This window comes from Streptomyces sp. NPDC093109 (genome assembly GCF_040701725.1).
In the GTDB taxonomy this organism is placed as follows: domain Bacteria; phylum Actinomycetota; class Actinomycetes; order Streptomycetales; family Streptomycetaceae; genus Streptomyces.
On sequence record NZ_JBFBEZ010000008.1, the window covers coordinates 69,571 to 95,329 of the forward strand.

The 25,759-nt window shown below is 71.7% G+C and carries 20 protein-coding genes; 18 read left to right on the plus strand and 2 right to left on the minus strand.

The window, feature by feature from the left end; genetic code table 11:
• Positions 1-116: 116 nt before the first annotated feature.
• Positions 117-1,022 (minus strand): LysR substrate-binding domain-containing protein, encoded by a 906-nt coding sequence (locus AB0389_RS10730; protein ID WP_366394978.1) that lies wholly within the window; start codon positions 1,020-1,022, stop codon positions 117-119.
• 187 nt (positions 1,023-1,209) lie between these two features.
• Between AB0389_RS10730 and AB0389_RS10735 the strand changes: the two genes are divergently transcribed.
• A complete protein-coding gene (locus AB0389_RS10735) occupies positions 1,210-2,340 on the plus strand; it encodes a bile acid:sodium symporter family protein (RefSeq protein WP_366394979.1) in 1,131 nt (376 codons plus the stop codon).
• Positions 2,341-2,415: 75 nt separating this feature from the next.
• On the opposite strand, the gene fdhD is transcribed toward AB0389_RS10735, so the two are convergent.
• Positions 2,416-3,255, minus strand: a complete 840-nt coding sequence (fdhD, locus tag AB0389_RS10740) for a formate dehydrogenase accessory sulfurtransferase FdhD (protein WP_366394980.1) — start codon at positions 3,253-3,255, stop codon at positions 2,416-2,418.
• 231 nt (positions 3,256-3,486) lie between these two features.
• On the opposite strand from fdhD, the gene AB0389_RS10745 reads away from it, so the two are divergent.
• From AB0389_RS10745 to AB0389_RS10825, 17 genes are all read left to right on the plus strand, one after another.
• Positions 3,487-4,845, plus strand: coding sequence for an OFA family MFS transporter (locus AB0389_RS10745; protein ID WP_366394981.1), 1,359 nt, complete (start codon positions 3,487-3,489; stop codon positions 4,843-4,845).
• A 222-nt stretch (positions 4,846-5,067) separates the two neighbouring features.
• A complete protein-coding gene (locus AB0389_RS10750; RefSeq protein ID WP_366394982.1) occupies positions 5,068-6,015 on the plus strand; it encodes a beta-ketoacyl-ACP synthase III in 948 nt (315 codons plus the stop codon).
• 79 nt (positions 6,016-6,094) lie between these two features.
• Complete coding sequence (locus AB0389_RS10755) at positions 6,095-6,772, plus strand: GntR family transcriptional regulator (protein WP_366394983.1); 678 nt, start codon at positions 6,095-6,097, stop codon at positions 6,770-6,772.
• 197 nt (positions 6,773-6,969) lie between these two features.
• Positions 6,970-8,151 carry an ROK family transcriptional regulator gene (locus AB0389_RS10760; protein ID WP_366394984.1) on the plus strand — a complete coding sequence of 394 codons (1,182 nt, stop codon included), beginning with the start codon at positions 6,970-6,972 and terminating at the stop codon, positions 8,149-8,151.
• 371 nt (positions 8,152-8,522) lie between these two features.
• On the plus strand, positions 8,523-10,070 hold the full coding sequence (locus AB0389_RS10765; protein WP_366394985.1) for a sugar ABC transporter ATP-binding protein: 1,548 nt from the start codon (positions 8,523-8,525) through the stop codon (positions 10,068-10,070).
• On the plus strand, positions 10,067-11,185 hold the full coding sequence (locus tag AB0389_RS10770) for an ABC transporter permease (RefSeq protein ID WP_366394986.1): 1,119 nt from the start codon (positions 10,067-10,069) through the stop codon (positions 11,183-11,185). Before AB0389_RS10765 ends, AB0389_RS10770 begins: the two co-directional genes overlap by 4 nt.
• A gap of 56 nt (positions 11,186-11,241) precedes the next feature.
• Positions 11,242-12,282: a substrate-binding domain-containing protein gene (locus AB0389_RS10775; RefSeq protein WP_366394987.1), complete on the plus strand. Its 1,041-nt coding sequence runs from the start codon at positions 11,242-11,244 to the stop codon at positions 12,280-12,282.
• A gap of 64 nt (positions 12,283-12,346) precedes the next feature.
• Entirely contained in the window at positions 12,347-13,579 is a 1,233-nt protein-coding gene (locus tag AB0389_RS10780) for a Gfo/Idh/MocA family oxidoreductase (RefSeq protein ID WP_366394988.1), read from the plus strand.
• Between the two features lie 32 nt (positions 13,580-13,611).
• Positions 13,612-14,616, plus strand: coding sequence for a sugar phosphate isomerase/epimerase family protein (locus AB0389_RS10785; protein WP_366394989.1), 1,005 nt, complete (start codon positions 13,612-13,614; stop codon positions 14,614-14,616).
• 228 nt (positions 14,617-14,844) lie between these two features.
• The gene (locus tag AB0389_RS10790; protein ID WP_366394990.1) at positions 14,845-18,540 is read left to right on the plus strand and encodes a ThuA domain-containing protein; all 3,696 of its coding nucleotides are present in this window, start codon (positions 14,845-14,847) and stop codon (positions 18,538-18,540) included.
• A 165-nt stretch (positions 18,541-18,705) separates the two neighbouring features.
• On the plus strand, positions 18,706-19,848 hold the full coding sequence (locus AB0389_RS10795; protein ID WP_366394991.1) for an inositol-3-phosphate synthase: 1,143 nt from the start codon (positions 18,706-18,708) through the stop codon (positions 19,846-19,848).
• On the plus strand, positions 19,845-20,834 hold the full coding sequence (locus AB0389_RS10800) for an SCO3242 family prenyltransferase (RefSeq protein ID WP_366394992.1): 990 nt from the start codon (positions 19,845-19,847) through the stop codon (positions 20,832-20,834). The genes AB0389_RS10795 and AB0389_RS10800 overlap by 4 nt, the downstream gene beginning before the upstream one ends.
• Positions 20,831-21,676, plus strand: a complete 846-nt coding sequence (locus AB0389_RS10805; RefSeq protein ID WP_366394993.1) for a sugar phosphate isomerase/epimerase family protein — start codon at positions 20,831-20,833, stop codon at positions 21,674-21,676. Before AB0389_RS10800 ends, AB0389_RS10805 begins: the two co-directional genes overlap by 4 nt.
• On the plus strand, positions 21,673-22,317 hold the full coding sequence (locus tag AB0389_RS10810) for an EboA domain-containing protein (RefSeq protein ID WP_366394994.1): 645 nt from the start codon (positions 21,673-21,675) through the stop codon (positions 22,315-22,317). The genes AB0389_RS10805 and AB0389_RS10810 overlap by 4 nt, the downstream gene beginning before the upstream one ends.
• Entirely contained in the window at positions 22,317-23,165 is an 849-nt protein-coding gene (locus AB0389_RS10815; protein ID WP_366394995.1) for a TatD family hydrolase, read from the plus strand. The genes AB0389_RS10810 and AB0389_RS10815 overlap by 1 nt, the downstream gene beginning before the upstream one ends.
• Before the next feature lie 7 nt (positions 23,166-23,172).
• Positions 23,173-24,342 carry a metabolite traffic protein EboE gene (gene eboE, locus AB0389_RS10820; protein WP_366394996.1) on the plus strand — a complete coding sequence of 390 codons (1,170 nt, stop codon included), beginning with the start codon at positions 23,173-23,175 and terminating at the stop codon, positions 24,340-24,342.
• Entirely contained in the window at positions 24,339-25,757 is a 1,419-nt protein-coding gene (locus AB0389_RS10825) for a nucleotide pyrophosphatase/phosphodiesterase family protein (RefSeq protein WP_366394997.1), read from the plus strand. Before eboE ends, AB0389_RS10825 begins: the two co-directional genes overlap by 4 nt.
• The last annotated feature ends 2 nt before the right edge of the window (positions 25,758-25,759 follow it).

Genomic DNA, 25,759 nt, shown 5'->3' on the forward strand with positions numbered 1-25,759 from the left:
GCGACTCTCTCCGAGCCGTATCGCCACAGGTCAGGACGGGGGGCGACGGCCCGAGGAGGAAGCTCTCTCCGCCGGATGCGTCGGTGGTGGCGCGCCGCGGAGCGGGATGCGCGTGTTCAGCCGTCGGCCGCGGCCGGGCGGTGCAGCCGGTCGCCGCTCGCCAGGATCGCGGCGGCGAGCGCGTCCGCGGCCTCCCGCGCCGCCGTACCGCCGCGCTCCCCGGCGTGGTCGCGGCCGTGGTCCCGGGCGTGCAGCAGGACGAAGTCCACCCCGCCGAGTTCGGGCAGGAGCTTGGCCCGTACGGGCACCAGCCCCGGCGGGATCAGCCCCCGGGTGTGCGCCATCACGCCGAGCCCGGCGCGTGCCGCCGCGATCAGCGCGCTCAGGCTGGCGCTCGTACAGGCGAGGCGCCAGGACCGGCCGTGCGCCTCCAGTACCTCCAGCGCGCGGGCACGGGTGAGCGCGGGCGGCGGGAAGGCGATCAGCGGCACCGGCCGGTCGGGATCGAGCCGCAGCCGGGGCGCGCCGATCCAGGCCAGGGACGACTGCCAGACGAGCCGGCCGTGGGTGTCGCCCGTGCGGCGCTTGGCCAGCACCAGATCGAGCCGGCCCGCCGCCAGTTGCTCGTGCAGGATGCCCGACAGCTCCACGGTCAGTTCGAGATCGACCTCCGGATGGTCGCGGCGGAAGGCCTCCAGGATCTCCGGCAGCCGGGTCAGGACGAAGTCCTCCGAGGCGCCGAACCGCAGCCGGCCGCGCAGCCGGGTGCCGCCGAAGAACGCCGCCGCCCGCTCGTGCGCGGCCAGGATCGACCGGGCGAAGCCCAGCATGGCCTCCCCGTCCTCGGTCAGCTCCACGCTGTGGGTGTCCCGGGTGAAGAGCGGGCGCCCGGTCGCGTCCTCCAGCCGCCGGACGTGCTGGCTCACCGTGGACTGGCGCAGCCCCAGCCGGCGGGCCGCCCCGGTGAAGCTGAGCGTCTGGGCCACGGCGAGGAAGGTGCGCAGTTGTCCGGGGTCGTACATGCCCCCAGCGTACAGCGTTATCGCGGAACGTGATGACAGTCAGAGCGGTATACGGGATTCCCGATCAAGTCGAACAGGTGGACCATGGGGAGGCGCGATCGTCGCCCCCCGTACGGCACGTACCACGCGTACTGCCGCCTGTACCCCCGTACCGCCTGTACCGCACGAGAGACCAGTTGTGGAGCACATGAACCGCCGCACGTCCCGTACGCCCCGCGCCTCCTCCTCCGCGTCCATCCGCCCGCGCCTGCGTCTGCCGTCGTGGCTGCCCGTCGACCCGTACGTCCTGGCGCTCCTCGCGACCGTCGGGCTCGCCGCTCTCCTGCCCGCGTCCGGCGCGGCGGCCCAGGTCGCGGGCGGCGCGTCGACCGGCGCGGTGGCGCTGCTCTTCTTCCTCTACGGAGCGCGGCTGTCCACCGCCGAGGTGGTCGAGGGGATCACGCACTGGCGGCTCCATCTCACCGTCCTCGCCGCCACGTTCGTCCTCTTCCCGCTGGTCGGACTGGCCGCGCGGGGGCTCGTGCCGTACGTCCTGACCCCGCAGCTCTACAGCGGGCTCCTCTTCCTCTGCCTGGTGCCCTCGACCGTCCAGTCGTCCATCGCCTTCACCTCCATCGCGCGCGGCAACGTGCCCGCCGCGATCTGCGCCGGCTCCTTCTCCAGCCTGATCGGCATCGTGCTCACTCCGCTGCTCGCGGCGCTGCTCATCGGCGGGCGGACCGCCGGATTCTCGGCGGACTCGCTGCTCAGGATCGTGGCCCAGCTGCTGCTGCCCTTCGTCGCGGGACAGCTGCTGCGGCGCTGGATCGCCGGCTTCCTCGCCCGGCACAAGAAGGTGCTCGGCCTGGTCGACCGGGGTTCGGTGCTGCTGGTGGTCTACACCGCGTTCAGCGAGGGGGTGATCTCCGGCAGCTGGCACCAGGTGACCCCGGCCCGGCTCGGCGCGCTGCTGGCCGTGGAGGCTGTCCTGCTCGCGGTGATGCTCGCGGCCACCTGGTACGGCGGCGCGCGGCTCGGATTCGGCCGGGCCGACCGGATCGCGATCCAGTTCGCCGGGTCGAAGAAGAGCCTGGCGGCGGGGCTGCCGATGGCGACCGTACTGTTCGGCGCGCACGCGAGCCTCGCGGTGCTGCCGCTGATGCTCTTCCACCAGATGCAGCTGATGGTCTGCGCGGTGATCGCGAAGCGCAGGGCGCGCGACGAGGAGCCGGAGGCGGCAGCGGAAGCGGTAGCCGTAGCGAAGCCGGACGGGGGTGTTACGCGGGGCGCGGCCAGGGACGACACGCCGGCCGCCGCGGCGGGGGCCGGTCCGGTCTGACCGTACGGCAGGGCCCGGCCGGCGCAGGGGGCGCTCCCCGTCGGCCGGGCCCGTGTCCCGTGCGGCGGGAGAGGTTCACACCCCGCTGTGCAGGGCGATCCGCTCGTCGCCCGCGTACACGTTCATGGAGGGGCCGCGCAGGAACCCGACCAGTGTGAGCCCGCACTCCGCGGCCAGATCGACGGCGAGCGACGACGGCGCCGAGACCGCCGCCAGCACCGGGATGCCCGCCATCACCGCCTTCTGCGCCAGTTCGAACGAGGCACGGCCGGAGACCAGCAGGATCGCCCGCGACAGCGGCAGCAGATCCTCCCGCAGCGCCCGGCCGACCAGCTTGTCGACCGCGTTGTGCCGGCCGACGTCCTCACGGATGTCCAGCAGCTCGCCGTCCTCCGAGAACAGCGCCGCCGCGTGCAGGCCCCCGGTCCGGTCGAAGACGCGCTGCGCCGCGCGGAGCCGGTCGGGGAGGCCGGCGAGCAGGGCGGGTTCGACCAGGACCGGGGGAGTGTCGGCGATCGGGAAGCGGGTGGTGGTCCGTACGGCGTCCAGGCTGGCCTTGCCACACAGCCCGCACGACGAGGTCGTGTAGACGTTGCGCTCCAGTGTGATGTCGGGGACCGGCACACCGGGCGCGAGCTGGACGTCGACCACGTTGTACGTGTTCGTACCGTCGTCCTTGGCGCCCGCGCAGTACACGATGGAGCGCACGTCCGCGCTCGACGCGAGCACGCCCTCGCTCACCAGGAACCCGGCCGCCAGCGCGAAGTCGTCGCCGGGAGTGCGCATCGTGATGGCGAGCGGCTTGCCGTTCAGCCGGATCTCCAGTGGCTCCTCGGCCACCAGGGTGTCCGGGCGGGTGGTGACGACCCCGTCCCTGACGCGGATGGTGCGGCGGCGCTCGGTGACCCGTCCCATGGTGATCAGTCCTACTCGTCGGCGCTCGCTGGCGCGATGCTTTGCATACAGTATTCCGGCAGGTGGTGCGGAGGAAGACCCGCGTACGAGGTTCCTCCGCGCTCCGCACCCCCAGGCTGCCGTACTACGGGCCCGGCTGCCGTACCCGGCCTCGGGCCGCCGCGTCGCGCGCGTACCGATCCGTGTCGGGGATCTTCCCAACGGGTAGGCCCGTTCCTAGAGTTCGCGACCATGACCCCACCTCTCGCCCCCGCCGGCTGGAGCCGCTGGCTGGTGCCGCCGGCCGCGCTGTCGGTGCATCTCTCGATCGGCCAGGCATACGCCTGGAGCGTCTTCAAACCCCCACTCGAATCCGCGCTCGGCCTGACCGGCACCCAGAGCGCGCTCCCCTTCCAGCTCGGCATCGTGATGCTCGGGCTGTCGGCCGCGTTCGGCGGCACCCTCGTGGAGCGCAACGGGCCGCGCTGGGCGATGACCGTCGCCCTGTGCTGCTTCTCCTCGGGCTTCCTGCTCGCCGCGCTGGGCGCCGCCACCGAGCAGTACTGGCTGATCGTCCTCGGCTACGGCTTCGTCGGCGGGATCGGGCTCGGCATCGGCTACATCTCGCCCGTGTCCACGCTGATCAAGTGGTTCCCCGACCGGCCGGGCATGGCCACCGGCATCGCCATCATGGGCTTCGGCGGCGGCGCGCTCATCGCCTCGCCGTGGTCCGCGCAGATGCTGGAGTCGTACGGCTCCGACAGCCGCGGCATCGCCCTCGCCTTCCTGACGCACGGGCTGGTGTACGCGGTGTTCATGGGCCTCGGCGTCTTCCTGGTCCGGGTCCCGCCGCCCGGCTACCGGCAGCGGCGGCCCGCCGATCCCGTCGCCGGGGAGGCCGCGGCGGCCCGTACGCCTCAGGTCTCCGCCAGGTCGGCCGTGCGCACCCCGCAGTTCTGGTGCCTCTGGGTCGTCCTGTGCATGAACGTCACCGCGGGCATCGGCATCCTGGAGAAGGCCGCCCCGATGATCACGGACTTCTTCGCCAGGACCGCCACGCCCGTCTCCGTCTCGGCCGCGGCCGGTTTCGTCGCCCTGCTCTCCGCCGCCAACATGGCGGGACGGATCGGCTGGTCCTCCACCTCGGACCTGATAGGCCGCAAGAACGTCTACCGCGTCTACCTGGGTGTCGGCGCCGTCATGTATCTGCTGATCGCCCGGTTCGGCGACTCCTCGAAACCGCTCTTCGTCTGCTGCGCGCTGGTGATCCTCTCCTTCTACGGCGGCGGCTTCGCCACCATCCCCGCGTATCTCAAGGATCTCTTCGGCACCTACCAGGTCGGCGCGATCCACGGCAGGCTGCTCACCGCCTGGTCCACCGCCGGAGTGCTGGGCCCGCTCATCGTCAACAAGGTCGCGGACAGCCAGGAGGCGGCGGGCAGGAGCGGCGCGGGGCTGTACGGTCTTTCGTTCACCATCATGATCGGACTGCTCGCTGTCGGCTTCGTCGCCAATGAACTGGTACGGCCCGTTCACCCCCGCCACCACGTCCCCGAACCGAAGGAGACCCCCGATGACCAGCTCTTCAGCGACTCCGGCCGGGCCGGCTGAGCCCCGCCGTACCGGTCTGATCACCTTCGCCTGGCTTTGGGTGGGCATTCCGCTCGCGTACGGTGTCTATGAGTTGGTCCTCAAGGCGGCTCAGCTTTTCACCCGATGATGTGGACTCTCCAAACGGAGCGCGTTAATCCTGTTGGTTCACCCGCACCCCTACCGGTGAGTCGCTGACGAGACTGGAGAATTCCTGACGTCGAAACAGAGGGGGTCCCGGGCATGACCGGCACTCGTATCGCCGCGCTCGGGCACTATCAGCCCGCCAAGGTGCTCACGAACCACGAGCTGGCGACGATGGTCGACACCAGCGACGAATGGATCAGCAGCCGGGTCGGCATCAAGACCCGGCACGTGGCGGGCCCTGACGAGCCGGTGGACGAGCTGGCGGCGCACGCGGGGGCCAAGGCGCTCGCCGCGGCCGGCCTGGTGCCCGAGGACATCGACATGGTGCTGGTCGCCACCTCCACCGCCATCAACCGCTCGCCCAACATGGCGGCCCGGGTCGCGGCCCGGCTCGGCATGGGCTCGCCCGCGGTGATGGACCTCAATGTGGTGTGCGCGGGCTTCACCCACGCCCTCGCCACCGCCGACCACGCCGTACGGGCCGGTTCCGCGTCGCGCGTCCTGGTCATCGGCGCCGACAAGATGACGGAGATCGCCGACTGGACGGACCGGACGACCTGCGTGCTGCTCGGCGACGGCGCGGGCGCGGCGGTCGTCGTGGCGACGGGCCCCGGCGAGGAGCCGGGGATCGGCCCGGTGCTCTGGGGCTCCGTGCCCGAGATGGGGCACGCGGTACGGATCGAGGGCACCCCGCCGGTCTTCGCCCAGGAGGGGCAGTCGGTCTACCGCTGGGCCACCACCCAGCTGCCGCCCATCGCCCGCAAGGTCTGCGAGCGGGCCGGGGTCACTCCCGAGGAGCTGGCCGGGGTGGTGCTGCACCAGGCCAATCTGCGGATCATCGAGCCCCTCGCGCAGAAGATCGGCGCGGTCAACGCCGTGATCGCCCGCGATGTGGTGGACTCCGGCAACACCTCCGCCGCGTCCATCCCGATGGCGCTGTCCAAACTCGTGGAGCGCGGGGAGATCCAGGCCGGCGACCCGGTGCTCCTCTTCGGCTTCGGCGGCAACCTCTCGTACGGCGGCCAGGTCGTCCGCTGCCCCTGAGTTCGCCCCCCGACCTCGGTAGACTGTAGACGATAGCCAATTGTGTGCTGTCGCCACCGCCGCCAGGAGGGGGACCGCGATGCTGTCCGCGAAGTTGACACCGGGCGCCGTGCCCAGGCTCGAACGCCCGGGTCCGCTGCGTGAGCGGGTGTACGAGGCCCTGCTCGAACTGATCACGACCCGGGCGCTCCAGCCGGGCCAGCATCTGGTCGAGAGCGAACTCGCGGGCCACCTCGGGGTGTCGCGGCAGCCGGTGCGCGAGGCGCTCCAGCGCCTCAACACCGAGGGGTGGGTCGATCTGCGGCCGGCCCAGGGCGCGTTCGTCCACGAGCCGACCGAGGAGGAGGCGGACCAGCTGCTCTCGGTCCGCACCCTCCTGGAGGCGGAGGCCGCCCGGCTGGCCGCGGCGAACTCGGGCACGGCGGGGATCGCCGCGCTGGAGGAGCTGTGCGCCAGGGGGGAGCGGGCGGTCGCGGACGACGACGTGGACCAGGCGGTCGCCGCGAACGCCGCCTTCCACGCCAAGGTCATGGAGCTGGCGGGCAATGTGGTGCTGGCGGAGCTGGCCGCGCAGGTGGACCGCCGGGTCCGCTGGTACTACACCCCGGTCGCCAGGCAGCGCGGCAAGGACTCCTGGACCGAGCACCGGCAGCTGATCGCCGCGATCTCCGCCCGGGACGAGCAGCGCGCCACCGCCGTCATGAAGGCGCACACCGAACACACCAGAACCACCTACCACCAGCGCGAACGCGGCTGATCCCGCCCGCCGCCCGAACCGTTTCCCCGCCCGGCCGTCACGCGTGGGACGCGTGACGGCCTTTTCTTTGTCCTGGGTGTGGAGAAAGTTATGGCAGATTCCTGCGCAACTTCTTCCCACTGCGGGCAAGCGCTGCTACGTTCCCTCAAAAGCACCACGGAGACGGCCGGGAAGGCGGGGAGGGGCGCGTGAGACGTATGACGGCACGACCTGCGAACGCGCACCAGGCGCGACTGCTCAGGCTGTTGCGCGACGGTGGCCCCAACTCCCGTGCGCAACTGGGTGATCAGGTGGATCTCTCGCGCTCGAAGCTGGCCGTCGAGGTGGACCGGCTGCTGGAGACCGGGCTGGTCGTCGCCGACGGACTCGCCGCCTCGCGCGGCGGCCGGCGCTCCCACAACATCCGGCTCGCACCGGCCATGCGCTTCCTCGGGGTGGACATCGGTGCCACGTCCATCGATGTGGCCGTCACCAACGCGGAGCTGGAGGTGCTCGGTCACCTCAACCATCCGATGGATGTCAGGGAAGGCCCCGTCGCCGTCTTCGAGCAGGTGCTCGCGCTGGCGGCGAAGCTCAAAGTCTCCGGTCTCGCCGAGGAGTTCGACGGAGCGGGCATCGGAGTGCCAGGACCGGTCCGCTTTCCCGAGGGGGTCCCGGTCGCACCGCCGATCATGCCGGGCTGGGACGGCTTCCCCGTACGGGAGGCGCTCAGCCAGGAGCTTGGCTGCCCGGTCATGGTCGACAACGACGTGAACCTGATGGCGATGGGGGAGCAGCACGCGGGCGTCGCCCGCTCCGTGGGCGACTTCATCTGCGTCAAGATCGGTACGGGCATCGGCTGCGGCATCGTCGTCGGCGGCGATGTCTACCGCGGTACCACCGGCAGCGCCGGCGACATCGGCCATATCCAGGTCGAGATGGACGGCCGTCCCTGCGCCTGCGGCAACAAGGGCTGTCTGGAGGCGTACTTCAGCGGCGCCGCGCTCGCCCGGGACGCCGAGGACGCGGCCCGCGACGGCCGTTCGCCCGAACTGGCCGCGCTGCTGGCCGCCGCCGGGCGGCTCACCGCCGTGGACGTCGCGGCCGCCGCGGCGGCCGGCGACCCCGCCGCGCTCGAACTCATCCGGGCGGGCGGGAACCGGGTCGGCCAGGTCATCGCCGGACTCGTCAGCTTCTTCAACCCCGGGCTCGTCGTGATCGGCGGCGGGGTGACCGGCCTCGGCCACACCCTGCTGGCCAGCGTACGGACCCAGGTCTACCGGCAGTCCCTGCCGCTGGCCACCGGCAATCTGCCCATCGTCCTGGGCGAGTTGGGGCAGACAGCCGGGGTCACCGGCGCGGCCCGGCTCATCAGCGACCACCTGTTCTCGCCGGCCTGAGGGCCGACGGCGTACCACCAGCAACACACGGAACACCTGAACACCTGAACCGTCCGTAACAACGGCACACCGGCAACACCAGCACGCAGGCACAACGCCACACCGGCACAACAACCGACACACCGTCACAACGCCACGCCAGCACGTCCGCACGAGCCGCAGTACCCGCAGTGTCCGCACGCGCCGCACCACAAGTGCCGCGCCCCGGAACCGTACGAGCCGCACGAGCCGCCATCCGCACCGAGCCGCCCCCGTACGACAGCTCCGTCCTGCCCCGCTCACTCCGCCTCCCGCCCACTCCTGCCTCCTGCCTGCCCTGCCTCCTGTTCGCCCTGCTCGCTCACCGGCCGCGTCCGCCGAGGGGATACGCCATGGCACCCGCACCACCCGTACCACCCGACACCCCACTGCTCACCATGTCCGGCATCACCAAGACCTTCCCCGGCGTCCGCGCCCTCGACGGGGTGGACCTGGAGGTCGCGGCGGGTGAGGTCCACTGTCTGCTCGGCCAGAACGGCGCCGGGAAGTCCACACTCATCAAGGTCCTCGCCGGGGCACACCAGCCCGACGACGGTGTGATCACCTGGCGCGGCGAGCACGTCACACTGAAATCGCCCATCGCCGCCATGCGGCTCGGCATCGCCACCATCTACCAGGAACTCGACCTGGTCGAGGGGCTGTCGGTGGCGGAGAACATCTTCCTCGGCCATGAACCGACCACCGCCGGATTCGTCGTCAGGGGCCGGGAGGCCAGAACAGCGGCCACCGCGCTGCTGGCCCGCCTCGGCCACTCCGAGATCCTGGCCCACCAGCTCGTCGGCTCGCTCTCCGCCGCCCAGCAGCAGATCGTCTCCATGGCCCGCGCGCTCTCCCACGACGTACGGCTCATCGTGATGGACGAGCCGTCCGCGGCCCTCGACCCCGACGAGGTCGACAACCTCTTCCGTACGGTCGCCACCCTCACGGCCGACGGAGTGGCCGTCATCTACATCTCGCACCGGCTGGAGGAGATCCGGCGCATCGGCGACCGCGTGACCGTCATCAAGGACGGCCGTACCGTGGCCGTCGCCCTGCCCGCGAAGGAGACCCCGACCCGCGAGGTCGTCGCGTTGATGACCGGCCGGAACGTCGAGTACGTCTTCCCCGAGCGGCCCGCCCCGCCGGCACCCGGCGACCCGCGCCCCGAACCCGTCCTGCGCGTCGAAGGGCTCGCCAGGGAAGGGGAGTTCGCGCCCGTCGACCTCGAACTGCGGCCCGGCGAGATCGTCGGCCTGGCCGGGCTCGTGGGCTCCGGCCGCTCCGAGATCCTGGAGACGGTGTACGGCGCCCGCAAACCCACCGCGGGCCGGGTCCTCGTCGACGGTGTCCCGCTGCGGCCCGGCAGTGTGCGCGCCGCCGTGCGCGCCGGACTCGGGCTCGCCCCCGAGGAGCGCAAGGCCCAGGGGCTGCTGATGCTCGAATCGGTCACCCGCAACGTGTCGGTGTCCTCGCTGCCGCGCTTCGCCCGCGCGGGCTGGCTCGACCGTACGGCCGAACGGACCGCCGCCCAGGCCGCGACCAGGGAACTCTCGCTGCGCCCGGACAACCCGGACGCCCGGATCCGTACCCTCTCCGGCGGCAACCAGCAGAAGGCCGTACTCGCCCGCTGGCTGCTGCGCGGCTGCCGGGTGCTGCTGCTCGACGAACCGACGCGCGGGGTCGATGTGGGTGCCCGCGCCGAGCTGTACGCCGTCATCCGGCGGCTGGCCGACGAGGGCCTCGCCGTCCTGCTCGTCTCCAGCGAGGTCCCCGAAGTTCTGGGCCTCGCCGACCGGGTGCTGGTCCTGCGCGAGGGCCGGGTGGTCCACCGGGCGCCCGCCCGCGAGCTGGACGAGCACCGCGTACTCGATCTTGTGATGGAAGGGAGCCCGACGCCATGAAACCGCCTGCCTCCGAGGAGCGGCGGGGCGGGCCCGGCTCGGCCGCCTCGTCCGAACCGGCCGCGACACCCGCCGAGCCCAGGTCCGCCGCACCCGCGGACCGCGCCGCACCCGCCACGTCCGGTGTGTCCGGCACGTCCGGCCGGCCGAGCGGTGGGCCCCGCGCCCTCGGGCTGCGGCTCGACGTCCGCAACCTCTCCCTGCTGGGGGTGCTCGCCGCGCTGATCGTGGTCGGCGGCATCACCAAGCCGGATCAGTTCCTCGACACCAACAACCTCCAGCTCGTGCTGACCCAGGCCTCCGTCATCGGTGTGGTCACCGTCGGCATGACCTTCGTCATCACCAGCGGCGGCATCGACCTCTCGGTCGGCGCGATCGTGGCCCTCTCCTCGGTGTGGGCGACGACGCTGGCCACCCAGGAGTTCGGCTTCGCCGGCATCCTCTTCACCGCCGTCCTGGTGGGGCTCGGTTGCGGGCTCGTGAACGGGGTACTCATCGCGTACGGCGGGATGGTGCCGTTCATCGCGACCCTCGCCATGCTCGCCTCGGCGCGCGGCCTCGCGCTCATGATCACCGACGGCAAGACCCAGATCGTCGAGGTCCAGTCGGTGCTCGACCTCGGCGTCCCCGACTCGTACGTCCTCGGGATCCCGCCGCTCGTGCTGGTCTTCGCGGCCGTCACGGTCGCCGGCTGGCTGATCCTGAACCGTACGACCTTCGGCCGCCGCACCGTCGCCGTCGGCGGCAACCCGGAGGCCGCCAGGCTCGCCGGTATCGACGTCCGCCGCCAGCGGCTCTACCTCTACCTGTTCTCCGGGCTCTGCTGCGGCATCGCGGCCTTCCTGCTGATCATCCTGGCGGGCTCGGGCCAGAACACCAACGGCAACCTGTACGAACTCGACGCCATCGCGGCGGCGATCATCGGCGGCACCCTGCTCAGCGGTGGCCGCGGCACGATCGTCGGCTCCGTCCTCGGTGTCCTCGTCTTCACCACCATCACCAACATCTTCGCTCTGAACAACCTCCAGAGCGATGTCCAGCAGATCGCCAAGGGCGCCATCATCGTCGCCGCCGTACTGGTCCAGCGCCGCACGCTGCGCAACGGCGAGGCCTGACACCCCGTCCGGCCCCGCACCCGCACCCCCCGCCCTACTCGAAGGGTTGAACCGTCATGCCAGAAACCAGCCGCAGAAGACTCCTCTTCGGCACCGCCGCCCTCTCCGCCGGAGCCTTCCTCACCGCCTGCACCAGCAACGAACCCGCCGCCGCGGAGACCTCCGCCAACACCGAGCCCGCCGCCGACGGCGACAAGCCCGGCAAGGCCGTCACCATCGGCTTCGCCGGACCCCAGGCCGACCACGGCTGGCTGAACGCGATCAACGAGCAGGCGAAGGCACGGGCGAAGAAGTACTCCGAGGTGACGCTGGACATCACCGAGGGCTCCAACGACATCGCCGCGCAGATCGGCCAGGTCGAGACGCTGATCAACAAGAAGGTCGACGTCCTGGTGATCCTGCCGGCCGACGGCAAGGCGCTCACCCAGGTCGGCCTCAAGGCCATGCGCGCCGGCATCCCGGTCATCAACCTCGACCGGATCTTCTCCAACCCGCAGGCGTACCGTGCCTACATCGGCGGCGACAACTACGGCATGGGCGTCAGCGCCGGGAACTACATCGGCCAGAAGCTCAAGGACAAGAAGAACGCCAAGGTCATCGAGCTGGCCGGGATCGACGGCCTGGAGCTGACCCAGCAGCGCACCAAGGGCTTCGACGACGCCCTGAAGAACTACCCGAACATCAAGAAGGTCGCCCGTCAGGCCGCCGACTTCACCGTCGAGTCCGGCCAGGCCAAGATGGCCCAGCTGCTCCAGGCGCAGTCCTCCTTCGACGCGCTCTGGAACCACGACGACGACCAGGGCGTGGGTGCGCTGCGCGCCATCCAGCAGGCGGGCCGCGACGACTTCCTGATGGTCGGCGGCGCCGGGGCCAAGTCCGCGATGGACGCCATCAAGGCCGACAACAGCGTGCTCAAGGCGACCGTCCTCTACCCGCCGACCATGGCCGCCTCCGCCATCGACCTGGCGCGCGCCCTCGGCCAGGCCAAGGGCGTCAGCGGGCTGGCGGAGCTGGAGATCCCCGCCTCGGTCACGCTCTACTCCGCCGTGGTCGACAAGGACAACGTCGACCAGTACCTCCCGACCGGTTTCCGCTGACCGGCCCCGACCGGCCGCGAGGCCGGGCCGTCCCCACCGAGCGAGATGACGAGGAGTTACCCGGATGACCCCCAGTCCCACGGAAGCGCCGGACCCGAAAGCCGCCCCACCGCCGGCTCTCGGAATCGGCATGGTCGGATACGCGTTCATGGGCGCCGCCCACTCCCAGGGGTGGCGTACCGCCGGACACGTCTTCGACCTGCCGATGCGGCCCGTACTCGCCGCGGTCTGCGGCCGTGACCGGACGGCGGTGGAGGCGGCGGCGGCGAAACACGGCTGGGCCGCCGCCGAGACCGACTGGCGGCGGCTCATCGAGCGGGACGATGTGCAGGTGGTCGACGTCTGCACACCGGGGGACAGTCACGCGGAGATCGCCATCGCCGCCCTGGAGGCGGGCAAGCACGTCCTGTGCGAGAAGCCGCTCGCCAACTCGGTGGGCGAGGCGGAGGCGATGGTACGGGCCGCGGAAGCGGCCCGTACCCGGGGCCAGTTGGCGATGGTGGGCTTCAACTACCGCCGCGTACCGGCCATCTCGTACGCCAGGAAGCTCATCGCGGCGGGCCGGCTGGGCACCCTGCGCCATGTCAGGGTCACCTATCTCCAGGACTGGCTGGCCGACCCGGCGGCCCCGCTGACCTGGCGGCTGGACCGCGAACGCGCCGGGTCGGGCGCGCTGGGGGATCTGGGGGCGCACATCGTCGACCTCGCGCAGTTCCTGGCGGGGGAGCCGATCGCCGGGGTCTCCGCGCTCTCGGAGACCTTCGTACGGGAGCGGCCGGTCCTCAGCGGTGCGAGCGCCGGCCTGTCGGGGGCGGCGGGCAGCGCGTACGGTCCTGTGACCGTGGACGACGCGGCGGTGTTCACCGGCCGGCTCGCCTCCGGCGCGCTCGCCTCCTTCGAGGCGACGCGGATGGCGGCCGGCCGCAAGAACGCGCTGCGGCTGGAGATCAACGGCGAGCGCGGTTCGCTCGCCTTCGATCTGGAGCGGCTCAACGAGCTGTCGTTCCACGATCACGACGAGCCCGCGGCCACGGCCGGCTTCCGCCGGATCCTGGTCACCGAGCCCGAGCATCCCTATCTGGAGGCGTGGTGGCCGCCGGGCCACGGGCTCGGCTACGAGCACACCTTCGTCCACCAGGCGCGCGATCTGGTGGTGGCGGTCGCGGCCGGGACCGACCCGGCACCGTCCTTCGCCGACGGGCTCCAGGTCCAGCGGGTGCTGGCCGCCGTGGAGGAGAGCGCGGCGAAGAACGCCGTGTACACGCCCGTACCGCCGCCGGCCGCGCCCCAGGCGTAGCGTCCGCACACCACGAGCAGGAGGAGAACCGTATGCCACGCCCGTTCACCCTCTTCACCGGCCAGTGGGCCGATCTGCCCCTGGAGGAGGTGTGCCGGCTCGCCCGTGACTTCGGTTACGACGGGCTGGAACTCGCCTGCTGGGGAGACCACTTCGAGGTCGACAAGGCGCTCGCCGACCCGGCGTATCTGGAGGGGCGCCACCAACTGCTCGACAAGTACGGCCTCAAGTGCTGGGCGATCTCGAACCACTTGGTGGGCCAGGCGGTCTGCGACAACCCCATCGACGAGCGCCACCGAGGCATTCTGCCCGGCCGGATCTGGGGCGACGGCGAACCGGAAGGCGTCAGACAGCGCGCCGCCGCCGAGATCAAGAACACCGCGAGGGCCGCCGCCGCCTTCGGGGTGGACACCGTCATCGGCTTCACCGGCTCGTCCATCTGGCACCTGGTCGCGATGTTCCCGCCGGTGCCGCCGGGCATGATCGACCGGGGGTACGAGGACTTCGCGGAGCGCTGGAACCCGATCCTCGACGTCTTCGACGCCGAGGGTGTGCGCTTCGCCCACGAGGTGCACCCGAGCGAGATCGCGTACGACTACTGGACCACGCACCGCGCGCTGGAGGCGCTGGACCACCGGCCCGCGTTCGGGCTGAACTTCGACCCGAGCCACTTCGTCTGGCAGGACCTCGACCCGGTGGGCTTCCTCTACGACTTCAGGGACCGGATCTACCACGTCGACTGCAAGGAGGCCCGCACCCGTCTCGACGGCCGCAACGGCCGCCTCGGCAGCCATCTGCCCTGGGGCGACCCGCGGCGCGGCTGGGACTTCGTCTCGGCCGGGCACGGTGTGGTGCCGTGGGAGGACGTGTTCCGGATGCTGCGGTCGATCGGGTACGAAGGGCCGATCTCGGTCGAGTGGGAGGACGCCGGCATGGACCGGCTGGCCGGCGCTCCGGAGGCGCTGGCCCATCTGAAGCGCTTCGACTTCGAGCCGCCGGCGGCGTCCTTCGACGCGGCCTTCGGGGGCGGGGAGTAACGCCTTCTTTGTCCTGGGTCGGGAGAAAGCACAACTTAACCCGTGCGCAAGGGCTTTCGGCCCGGGACAAACGCGGCTACCGTCCATGGTGAAGCATTGATCTGTACAGGACAAATGAGCGATCGGTGTCAGATGACCACGGCGTGACGGCGCACGTCGGTGGTGTGAGCGCGTCGGACCGCGCTCGACAGCCCGCACGTACGAACAGCCCACCCGTGGAGGACTTTCGTGCACAGAAAACGCCCAAGAGCCGTAACTCTCCTCGCCCTTCTGACGAGCGCCGTGCTCGCCGGATCGAGCCTCGCCGCCGTACCCGCCACCGCCGCCGACCCCGGGCCCACCGCCTCGGACAGCGCCTCGGCGGAGAGCTTCCAGCAGGTGACCCTCGCCAAGGGCGCCGACGAGGTGGGCGAGCCGATGTCGCTCGCCGTCCTGCCGGACCGGCGGGTGCTGCACACCTCGCGCGACGGCACACTGCGGATCACCGACGCAGGCGGTGACACCACGGTCTCCGGTCGGCTGGACGTCTACAGCCACGACGAGGAGGGCCTCCAAGGCGTCGGTGTGGACCCCGGCTTCGCCGAGAACCGGGCCATCTACCTCTACTACGCGCCCAAGCTCGACACCCCGGCGGGCGACGCGCCCGACAACGGCACCGCCGCCGACTTCGCCCCCTTCGACGGATACAACCGGCTCTCCCGCTTCACCCTGAACGCGGACGGCACCCTGAACACCGCCAGCGAGAAGAAGGTGCTCGACGTCGCGGCCACCCGCGGCACCTGCTGCCACGTCGGCGGCGACATCGCCTTCGACGCGGACGGCAACCTCTACCTCTCGACCGGCGACGACACCAACCCGTTCGCCTCCGACGGCTACACACCGATCGACGTACGGCCCGACCGCAACCCCGCGTTCGACGCCCAGCGCAGCGCCGGCAACACCAACGACCTGCGCGGCAAGGTCCTGCGCATCAAGGTCGCCGACGACGGCTCGTACACCGTCCCCGAGGGCAACCTCTTCGCCCCCGGCACCGCGAAGACCCGGCCCGAGATCTACGCGATGGGCTTCCGCAACCCCTTCCGGATCTCCGTCGACCAGCAGACCGGGGTGGTGTACGTCGGTGACTACGGCCCCGACGCGGGCGCCGCGTCCCCGACCAGGGGACCGTCCGGCATGGTCGAGTTCGCCCGGGTCACCGAGGCCGGCAACTTCGGCTGGCCGTACTGCGTCGGCAAGAACGAGCCGTACATCGCCTACGACTTCGCCACCAAGGCGTCCGGCGCGGCCTTCGACTGCGCGGCCCCCAAGAACACCTCGCCGCACAACACCGGACTCGTCGACCTGCCGCCCGCCCAGCCCGCCTGGATCGACTACGACGGCGGCAGTGTGCCCGAGTTCGGCAACGGATCCGAGTCACCCATGGCGGGCCCGGTCTACCGTTACGACGCCGATCTCGACTCCCCGGTGAAGTTCCCCGAGGCGTACGACGGCGACTTCTTCGCGGGCGAGTTCGGCCGCCAGTGGATCAAGCGCATCGAGCACGACGACGACGGCACGGTGAACGGGATCAACCCGTTCCCGTGGACCGGCACCCAGGTCATGGACATGGAGTTCGGCCCGGACGGCGCCCTCTACGTCCTCGACTACGGCCTGTCCTGGTTCGGCGGCGACGAGCACTCCGCGCTCTACCGCATCGAGAACACCACCGGCGGCAGATCCCCCATCGCGGCCGCCGCAGCGGACAGAACCTCCGGCAAGGCGCCGCTCAAGGTGAGCTTCTCCTCGGCCGGCACCTACGACCCGGACGACGACCCGCTCACCTACGCCTGGGACTTCGGCGACGGCGGCACCTCCACCGAGGCAAACCCGGTGTACAAGTACCGCACCAACGGCACCTACACCGCCCGCCTCACGGTCACCGACTCCACCGAACGCACCGGCACGGCATCCGTGCGGGTGGTCGTCGGCAACACCGCACCCACCGTGAAGCTCGAACTCCCCGCCGACGGAACTCTGTTCCACTTCGGCGACACCATCCCGTTCAAGGTGAAGGTCACCGACCCGGAGGACGGCGCGATCGACTGCGCCAAGGTGATCGTCCGCTACATCCTCGGCCACGACAACCACGGCCACCCCATCACCTCCACCAACGGCTGCGAAGGCACGATCACCGCGCCCGCCGACACCGAACACGACCCCAACGCCAATATCTTCGGCGTGATCGACGCCGAGTACACCGACGGCGGAGGCGGCGGCCAGGCCCCGCTCACCAGCCACGCCCAGGCGCAGCTCCAGCCGCGCCACCGGCAGGCCGAGCACTTCAACAACTCCTACGGCATCAATGTCTTCGAGAAGGCCGAGGCCAACGGCGGCAGGACCGTCGGTGACATCGACAACGGCGACTGGATCTCCTTCAAGCCGTACAACCTCACCGGGTCGAAGACACTCAACGCCCGGATCTCCTCCGGCGGCGCCGGCGGCTTCCTCGAAGTACGCACCGGCTCCGCCACCGGCACCCTGCTCGGCTCGTCGCCCGTGCCCGTCACCGGCAGCTGGGAGACCTTCCAGGACATCGACGTCCCGCTGAGGTCCGTACCGAAGAAGACCACCGAACTGTTCCTGGTCTTCAAGGGCGGCTCCGGCGCGCTCTTCGACATCGACGACTTCGAGATCTCCACGAAGGCACCCGGCAAGACCGACAAGCGCGTCCTCGTCTTCTCGAAGACCGCCGGCTTCCGCCACGACGCCATCCCCGAGGGCGTCGCGGCGCTCAAGGAGCTGGGGAAGACCACCGGCATCACCGTCGACTCCACCGAGACGGCGGCCCAGTTCACCACCGGCAACCTGGCCCGGTACGACGCGGTGGTCTTCCTCTCCACCACCGGAGACGTCCTCGACGCCAACCAGCAGAAGGCGTTCGAGGGCTATATCGCCGCCGGCGGCGGCTACATGGGAGTGCACGCGGCGGCGGACACCGAGTACGACTGGCCGTTCTACGGCGGCCTCGTCGGCGCCTACTTCCAGTCCCACCCGGAGAACCAGAGCGCCACCGTACGTATCGAGGACAAGACCCACCCCGCCACCGCGCACCTCGGTGACGAGTGGCAGCGCACCGACGAGTGGTACAACTACCGCACCAACCCCCGCGACCGCGTCCGTGTCCTCGCCACCCTCGACGAGACCAGCTACCGCGGCGGCACCATGAAGGGCGACCACCCGATCGCCTGGTGCCAGACCTACCAGGGCGGCCGGTCCTTCTACACCGGCGGCGGCCACACCAAGGAGTCCTACACCGAACCGGCCTTCCGGCAGCACCTGCTCGGCGGACTGCGGTACGCGGCCGGACAGGTGAAGGCCGACTGCAAGCCGCAGACCGGCTACCGGTCGCTGTTCAACGGCAAGACACTGGAGGGCTGGAAGCAGGCAGGCCCCGGAAAGTTCAACATCGTGGACGGTGAACTGCGCACCGAGGGCGGCATGGGGCTGCTCTGGTACCAGGCCAAGGAGTTCACCTCCTACTCGCTGAAGCTGGACTGGAAGACGGAGGGCGACGACAACTCCGGTGTGTTCGTGGGCTTCCCGCCCTCCGAGGACCCCTGGTCCGCGGTGAACAACGGGTACGAGGTGCAGATCGACGCCACCGACACACCCGACCGCACCACCGGTGCCGTCTACGGCTTCAAGTCGGCCGACATCAAGGCCCGGGACCGGGTGCTGCGCCCGCCCGGCCAGTGGAACAGCTATGAGATCAAGGTCCAGGGCGAACGGCTGCGGATCTTCCTCAACGGTGTGAAGATCAACGACTTCACCAACACCGATCCGGCGCGCAGCCTGACCAGCGGACACATCGGCCTCCAGAACCACGGAGCCGGCGACCACGTGTCGTTCCGCGACATCCAGATCAAGGAACTGCCCTCCTCCTAGAACCCCCCTCCCGGCACCAGCCGGCGGCGGGCGGGGAGGCGCCGTACTCCCCGCCCGCCGTCACCACCCGTATCCGCTCATGCACCTCCGTACGCGTACCCGCATACGCGCCCGAACCATCCGAAACCGCACTCGCACCCGCACGTACCGCCAGGGAGGCCCCCCGTGCCCACCACCCCGACGCCGAGAGGCGAACAGCCCACCCACCGCACCGGAGTCTGGTTCGTCGGGGCGCGCGGCTCCGTCGCCACGACCGCCGTCGCGGGATGCGCGGCGGTGACCGCCGGACTCCATCCCCCGACGGGCATGGTCACCGAGACCCCGCCCTTCGCGGAGTCGGGCCTGCCCGCACTCTCCTCCCTCGTCTTCGGCGGCCACGACACCGCGAGCTGCCCCCTGCCCAAGCGCGCGGAGGAGCTGACCGCGGCCGGCGTACTGCCGCACGGGCTGCCCGCCGCGCTGCACGCCGAACTCGACGCCGCCGACCGGGAGATCCGGCCCGGCGGACCGCACCCGGGCGACACCCGCGGCGACGAGGAGATCATCGCCTCCTTCGCCGACGACCTCACCGCCTTCACCCGCCGCACCGGGGTCGCCCGCACGGTGGTGGTCAACGTCTCCTCCACCGAACCCGCCCCCGGCCCCGACGCGCAGCGGCTGCCCGCCAGCTCGCTGTACGCGGCCGCCGCCGTCCGGGCCGGCTGCCCGTACGTCAACTTCACCCCCTCCACCGGGCTGCGCACCGGCCCGCTCACCGCCGCCGCCGAGGCCCGCGGACTTCCCCACGCGGGCCGCGACGGCAAGACGGGCCAGACGCTGCTCCGTTCCGTACTCGCCCCCATGTTCGTCCAACGGGCCCTGGCCGTACGGGCCTGGTCGGGTACGAACCTGCTGGGCGGCGGGGACGGAGCGGCGCTGGCCGACCCGGCCGCGGCGGCGGCCAAGAACGCGGGCAAGGAGCGCGTCCTCGCCGACACCCTGGGCGCGGCGCCCGAGGGAGAGGTCCATATCGACGACGTACCGGCGCTCGGAGACTGGAAGACCGCCTGGGACCACATCGCCTTCGACGGCTTCCTCGGCTCGCGGATGATCCTCCAGACCATCTGGCAGGGCTGCGACTCGGCGCTCGCCGCGCCGCTCGTACTGGACCTGGCCCGGCTGCTGGCCCGCGCGCACGAGGCCGGGCTGAGCGGCCCCCTGCCCGAACTGGGCTTCTACTTCAAGGACCCGGACGGCGGGCCCGCCGCGCTCGCCGAACAGTACGGGGAGCTGCTGGCCTTCGGCGAGCGGCTGCGGGTGGCCGGATGAGCCCGCGCCTCGGCGCCTGGGCCGAACTCCTGCGGGTCTCCGCCCTGTTCACCGTCCCGGGCGACGCGCTGGCCGGCGCGGCCCGGGTGGGGGTACGCCCCAACCGGGCCACCGCGCTGGCCGTGGGCGCGTCGCTGTGCCTGTACGAGGCGGGCATGGCGCTCAACGACTGGGCGGACCGCGAGGAGGACGCCCGCGACCGGCCGCACCGGCCGATCCCCTCGGGGCGGATCTCGCCGGGGGCCGCGCTGACGGCGGCGGCCGTCCTGACCGGGGCCGGCCTGGCGCTGGCCGGCCGCGCCGGCCGCCCGTCCCTGGCCGTGGGCTCCGCCCTCGCCGCCACCGTCTGGTCCTACGACCTCTGGCTCAAGCACACCCCGGCCGGCCCGGTGGCCATGGGCGCGGCACGGGCACTGGATCTCCTCCTGGGCGCGACAGCGACAGCGACAGCGACGACGGCGGCGGCGGGCGCGGTGGCAGCGAGCGGGCCGGTGGCGAGCGGGCCGGCGGCGAGCGGTCCTGGCGCCCCGGCCGTGACCGCCGGGCCCTGGGCCGGTGCCCGCGCCGCGCTGCCGTCCGCCGCGCTGCTCGGCGCGCACACCGTCGCCGTCACCACCGTCTCGCGCCGGGAGGCGCAGGGCGGCTCGTCGGTCGCACCACTGGCCGGACTGGTCGCCACCGGAATACTGGGCGCGCTGGCGAGCCGGCCGTCCCCGGTAGCCGCCGCCCCCGTTCTCGCCGCCGGACGGCTGGCGGCCCCCGTCCTCGCCGCCGGATACGCCGCCACCGCGGGCCGGCCGCTGCTGCACGCCGCGCTCAACCCGTCCCCGCCCCTCACCCAGCGCGCCGTCGGCGGGGGCATCCGGGCGATGATCCCGCTCCAGGCGGCGCTCGCGGCGCGCGGCGGGGCGGTCGGGGTCGCGCTCGGCGTCATCGGACTCGTACCGGCGGCCCGCACCCTCGCACGGAAAGTGAGCCCCACATGAGCCTGCGCTTCGGATACGGCACCAACGGGCTCACCGACCTCCGGCTGGACGACGCCCTCGGGCTGCTCGCCGGCCTCGGCTACGACGGGGTCGGGCTGACCCTCGACCATATGCACCTCGACCCGCTCGCCCCCGAACTGGCCGCCCGCACCCAGCGCGTCGCCCGGCGGCTGGCCGAGCTGGGGCTCGGCGTCACCGTGGAGACCGGCGCCCGCTATGTGCTCGACCCGCGCCGCAAACACGGCCCCTCCCTCCTCGACCCGGACCCCGAAGGAAGGGCCGCCAGGACCGCGCTGCTGGTGACGGCCGTACAGGTGGCCGCCGACCTGGGCGCGCACGCCGTGCACTGCTTCAGCGGCATCGTCCCGGCCGGCACGGACACCGACACCGCGTGGAAACGGCTCGAAGAGGCCCTCACCCCCGTACTCGACGCGGCGGACGCCGCCGACATCCCGCTCGCCTTCGAGCCGGAACCCGGCCAGCTCGTCTCCCGCCTCGACGACTTCCACCGGCTCAGACACCTCCTCGGCGACCCCGACCCACTCGGCCTCACCCTCGACATCGGACACTGCCAGTGCCTGGAGACCCCGTCGCCCGCCGACTGCGTACGGGACGCCGCCCCCTGGCTGCGGCACGTACAGATCGAGGACATGCGGCGCGGAGTCCACGAACACCTCCCCTTCGGCGACGGCGAGATCGACTTCCCGCCGGTCCTCGACGCACTGGCCGCCACCGGCTACCAGGGCCTGACCGTCGTCGAACTGCCCCGGCACTCGCACGCGGGACCCGAACTGGCCCGCACCTCCCTGGACTTCCTCCGCACGGCGGGAGCGACACCATGACCCCGGACACCACCGCCACCGCGCCCACCCGCGAAACGCTGCACGGCCTGCTCGACGACGACGCCGGATCCTGGCTGGACGCCGCCCTCGCCGAGGCCCACGCACACGCGTCCCCGCACACTCCGGACGGCCAGGACGCGGGCCCCGGCGCAGTCCCGCCCTGGGAACTGCGCTTCGCCGCCGCCGGCCGGCACTGCGGCCCGGACCACGCCGACGCCGCCCGCACCCTGCTGCTCCGGGCGGCCGCCGCCGACACCGGCACCCTCACCCGCCTCTACCATCAGGGCACCGGCGCCGAACGCCGCGCCGTCCTGCTCGCGCTGGAGCACCGGGTCGCCGGACCTGACGCCCTGCCGCTGATCGAGGACGCCCTGCGCACCCACGACAGCCGGCTGATCGCCGCCGCCGTCGGCCCGTACGCCGCCACCCATCTCGGCGCCCACGCATGGCGGCACGCCGTCCTGAAGTGCCTCTTCACCGGAGTACCCCTCGACGCCGTCGCCGGCCTGGCTCGGCGCGCCCGCGGTGACGGCGAACTGGCCCGGATGCTCGCCGACTTCGCGGCCGAACGCACCGCCGCCGGCCGTCCCGTACCCGCCGACCTGCACCATGCGTCACACCTGACCGGCGAGGAGTTCTGATGCGCATCTTCGACCCCCATATCCATATGACCTCCCGCACCACCGACGACTACCGGGCGATGTACGCCGCCGGAGTCCGCGCCCTCGTGGAGCCCGCCTTCTGGCTCGGCCAGCCCCGCACCTCGCCGGCCAGCTTCTTCGACTACTTCGACGCGCTCCTCGGCTGGGAGCCGTTCCGCGCCGCCCAGTACGGCATCGCCCACCACTGCACCCTCGCTCTCAATCCCAAGGAGGCCAACGACCCGCGCTGCCTGCCCGTCCTCGACGAACTTCCCCGCTATCTGGTCAAGGACGGCGTCGTCGCCGTCGGGGAGATCGGCTACGACTCGATGACCCCCGCCGAGGACGCCGCGCTGGCCGCCCAGCTCCAGCTCGCCGCCGACCACGGACTGCCCGCCCTTGTCCACACCCCGCACCGCGACAAGCTGTCCGGGCTGCGCCGCACCATCGACGCCGTACGGGAGTCAGCCCTCGCCCCGGACCGCGTCCTGCTCGACCATCTCAACGAGACCACCGTGAAAGAGGCCGCCGACAGCGGAAGCTGGCTCGGCTTCTCCATCTACCCGGACACCAAGATGGACGAGGACCGCATGGTCGCCGTCCTCAAGGAGCACGGCACCGAGAAGGTGCTCATCAACTCGGCGGCGGACTGGGGCAACAGCGACCCCCTCAAGACCCGCAAGGTCGCCGACGCCATGCTCGCGGCCGGATTCGGCGAGGACGACGTCGATACCGTCCTGTGGCGCAACCCCGTCGCCTTCTACGGGCTCAGCGGCCGTCTCCAGCTCGACGTCCCCGCCCCGGAGGCCCTGCACGAGGGCAACTCCGTCCTGCGCGGCGGGGAGTGAGACGGACATGCGCTTCCGCCACCCCGACGGCTCCACCGTCCATCTCGCGTACTGCACCAATGTCCACCCCGCCGAGAACCTCGACGGTGTGCTCGCCCAGCTCCGCGACCACTGCGAGCCGGTCCGCCGGCGCCTCGGCCGGGACCGCCTCGGCATCGGTCTCTGGCTCGCCAAGGACGCGGCCAGGGCCCTGACCAACGACCCGGTGACCCTGCGCGGGCTCCGCGCCGAACTGGACCGCCGCGGCCTGGAGGTCATCACCCTCAACGGCTTCCCGTACGAGGGCTTCGGCGCCGAAGAGGTCAAGTACCGCGTGTACAAGCCGGACTGGGCCGACCCCGAGCGCCTCGCCCACACCGGAGACCTCGCCCGGCTGCTGGCCGCCCTGCTGCCCGACGACATCACCGAGGGCTCCGTCTCCACCCTCCCGCTCGGCTGGCGCACCCACTGGACCGAGGACCGCGACCGCACCGCCCGCACGGCGCTCGGCGCGCTCGCCGAGCGGCTCGACGCCCTTGAGGAGCTGACCGGGAAATCCATCAGGATCGCCCTCGAACCGGAGCCCGGCTGCACCATCGAGACCACCGCCGACGCCATCGGCCCGCTCACCGCCCTCGCCTCCCACCGCATCGGCGTCTGTGTCGACACCTGCCATCTCGCCACCTCCTTCGAAGACCCGGCCACCGCACTGGACGCGCTGACAGCCGCCCGCCTCACCATTCCCAAGGCCCAGCTCTCCGCCGCCCTGCACGCCGAACAGCCACGGCTGCCGGAGGTACGGGAAGCCCTCGCCGCGTTCGCCGAACCCCGCTTCCTCCACCAGACCCGCGCCCGCACCGCCGCCGGACTGCTCGGCACCGACGACCTCGACGAGGCCCTCACCGGCGCCGTACTCCCCGACGACACGCCCTGGCGCGCCCACTTCCACGTGCCCCTGCACGCCCCGCCCGCCCCGCCGCTCACCTCCACCCTTCCCGTGCTCCAGGACGCCCTGGCCCGGCTCGTCGGCGGCCCGGTACCGCTGACCCGCCACCTGGAGGTCGAGACCTACACCTGGCAGGCGCTCCCGCCCCGGCTGCGCCCGCGCTCACGCGGTCAGCTCGCCGACGGCATCGCCGCCGAACTCACCCTGGCCCGCGATCTGCTGGTCGACCTCGGCCTCAAGGAACTGCCATGACGCCCACCCCTCTGCTCGTCCTCGATGTCGTCGGTCTCACCCCCCAGCTGCTCCGCCACATGCCCCGACTCACCGCGCTCGCCGCCACCGGCTCCCGGGCGCCGCTGACCACCGTGCTGCCCGCCGTCACCTGCAGCGCCCAGTCCACCTTTCTCACCGGCACGCTCCCCGCCGAGCACGGCATCGTCGGCAACGGCTGGTACTTCCGGGAGCTGGGCGACGTACTGCTCTGGCGCCAGCACAACGGACTCGTCGCCGGGGACAAGCTCTGGGACGCAGCCCGCCGCGCCCACCCCGGCTACACGGTCGCCAACGTCTGCTGGTGGTACGCCATGGGCGCGGACACCGACTACACCGTCACCCCGCGCCCGGTGTACTACGCCGACGGGCGCAAGGAACCCGACTGCTACACCCGGCCCCCCGAACTCCACGACGAACTCACCGAGCTGTTCGGCACGTTCCCCCTCTTCCATTTCTGGGGCCCCGGCGCCGACCTCGTCTCCTCCCAGTGGATCGTGGACGCCACCCGGCACCTCCTGCGCACCCGCCGACCCGATCTGGCGCTCTGCTACCTCCCTCATCTCGACTACGACCTCCAGCGCTTCGGCCCCGACGACCCGCGCTCCCACCGGGCCGCCGCCGAGCTCGACACCGCACTCGCCCCGCTCCTCGACGACGCCGCCGAGCAGGGCCGTACCGTCGTCGCGCTCTCCGAGTACGGCATCACCCCGGTCTCCCGGCCGGTCGACATCAACCGGGCGCTGCGCAGGGCCGGACTCCTGGAGGTGCACACCCAGGACGGCATGGAGTATCTCGACCCCATGGCCTCCCGCGCCTTCGCGGTCGCGGACCACCAGCTGGCCCATGTCTACGTTCGCCGGCCGGAGGATCTCGACGCGACCCGCGAGGCGCTCGCGGACCTCCCCGGGATCGACGAGATCCTCGACGACGAGGGCAAGAAGGCCCAGGGGCTCGACCATCCCCGCTCGGGCGAGCTGGTGGCCGTCGCCGAACCCGACGCCTGGTTCACGTACTACTACTGGCTGGACGACGACCGGGCGCCCGACTTCGCCCAGCTGGTCGAGATCCACCGCAAACCGGGCTACGACCCCGTCGAGCTGTTCATGGACCCGCTCGATCCCTATGTGCGCCTCAAGGCGGCCAAGGCGATCGCCCGCAAGAAGCTCGGCATGCGCTACCGGCTCGCGGTGGTCCCCCTGGACCCGTCGCCTATTCGCGGCAGCCACGGCCGCCTGCCGAGGAGCGACGAAGAAGGTCCGCTCATCATCTGTTCCACCCCCCGTGCCGTCGGTGACCGCGTGGCGGCCACCGATGTGAAGTCCCTGCTCCTCCAGCTTGCCGGACTGGGGCGTCCAACGGAAGACAGTGGCGTACACACGACAGAAGCGACATAAGG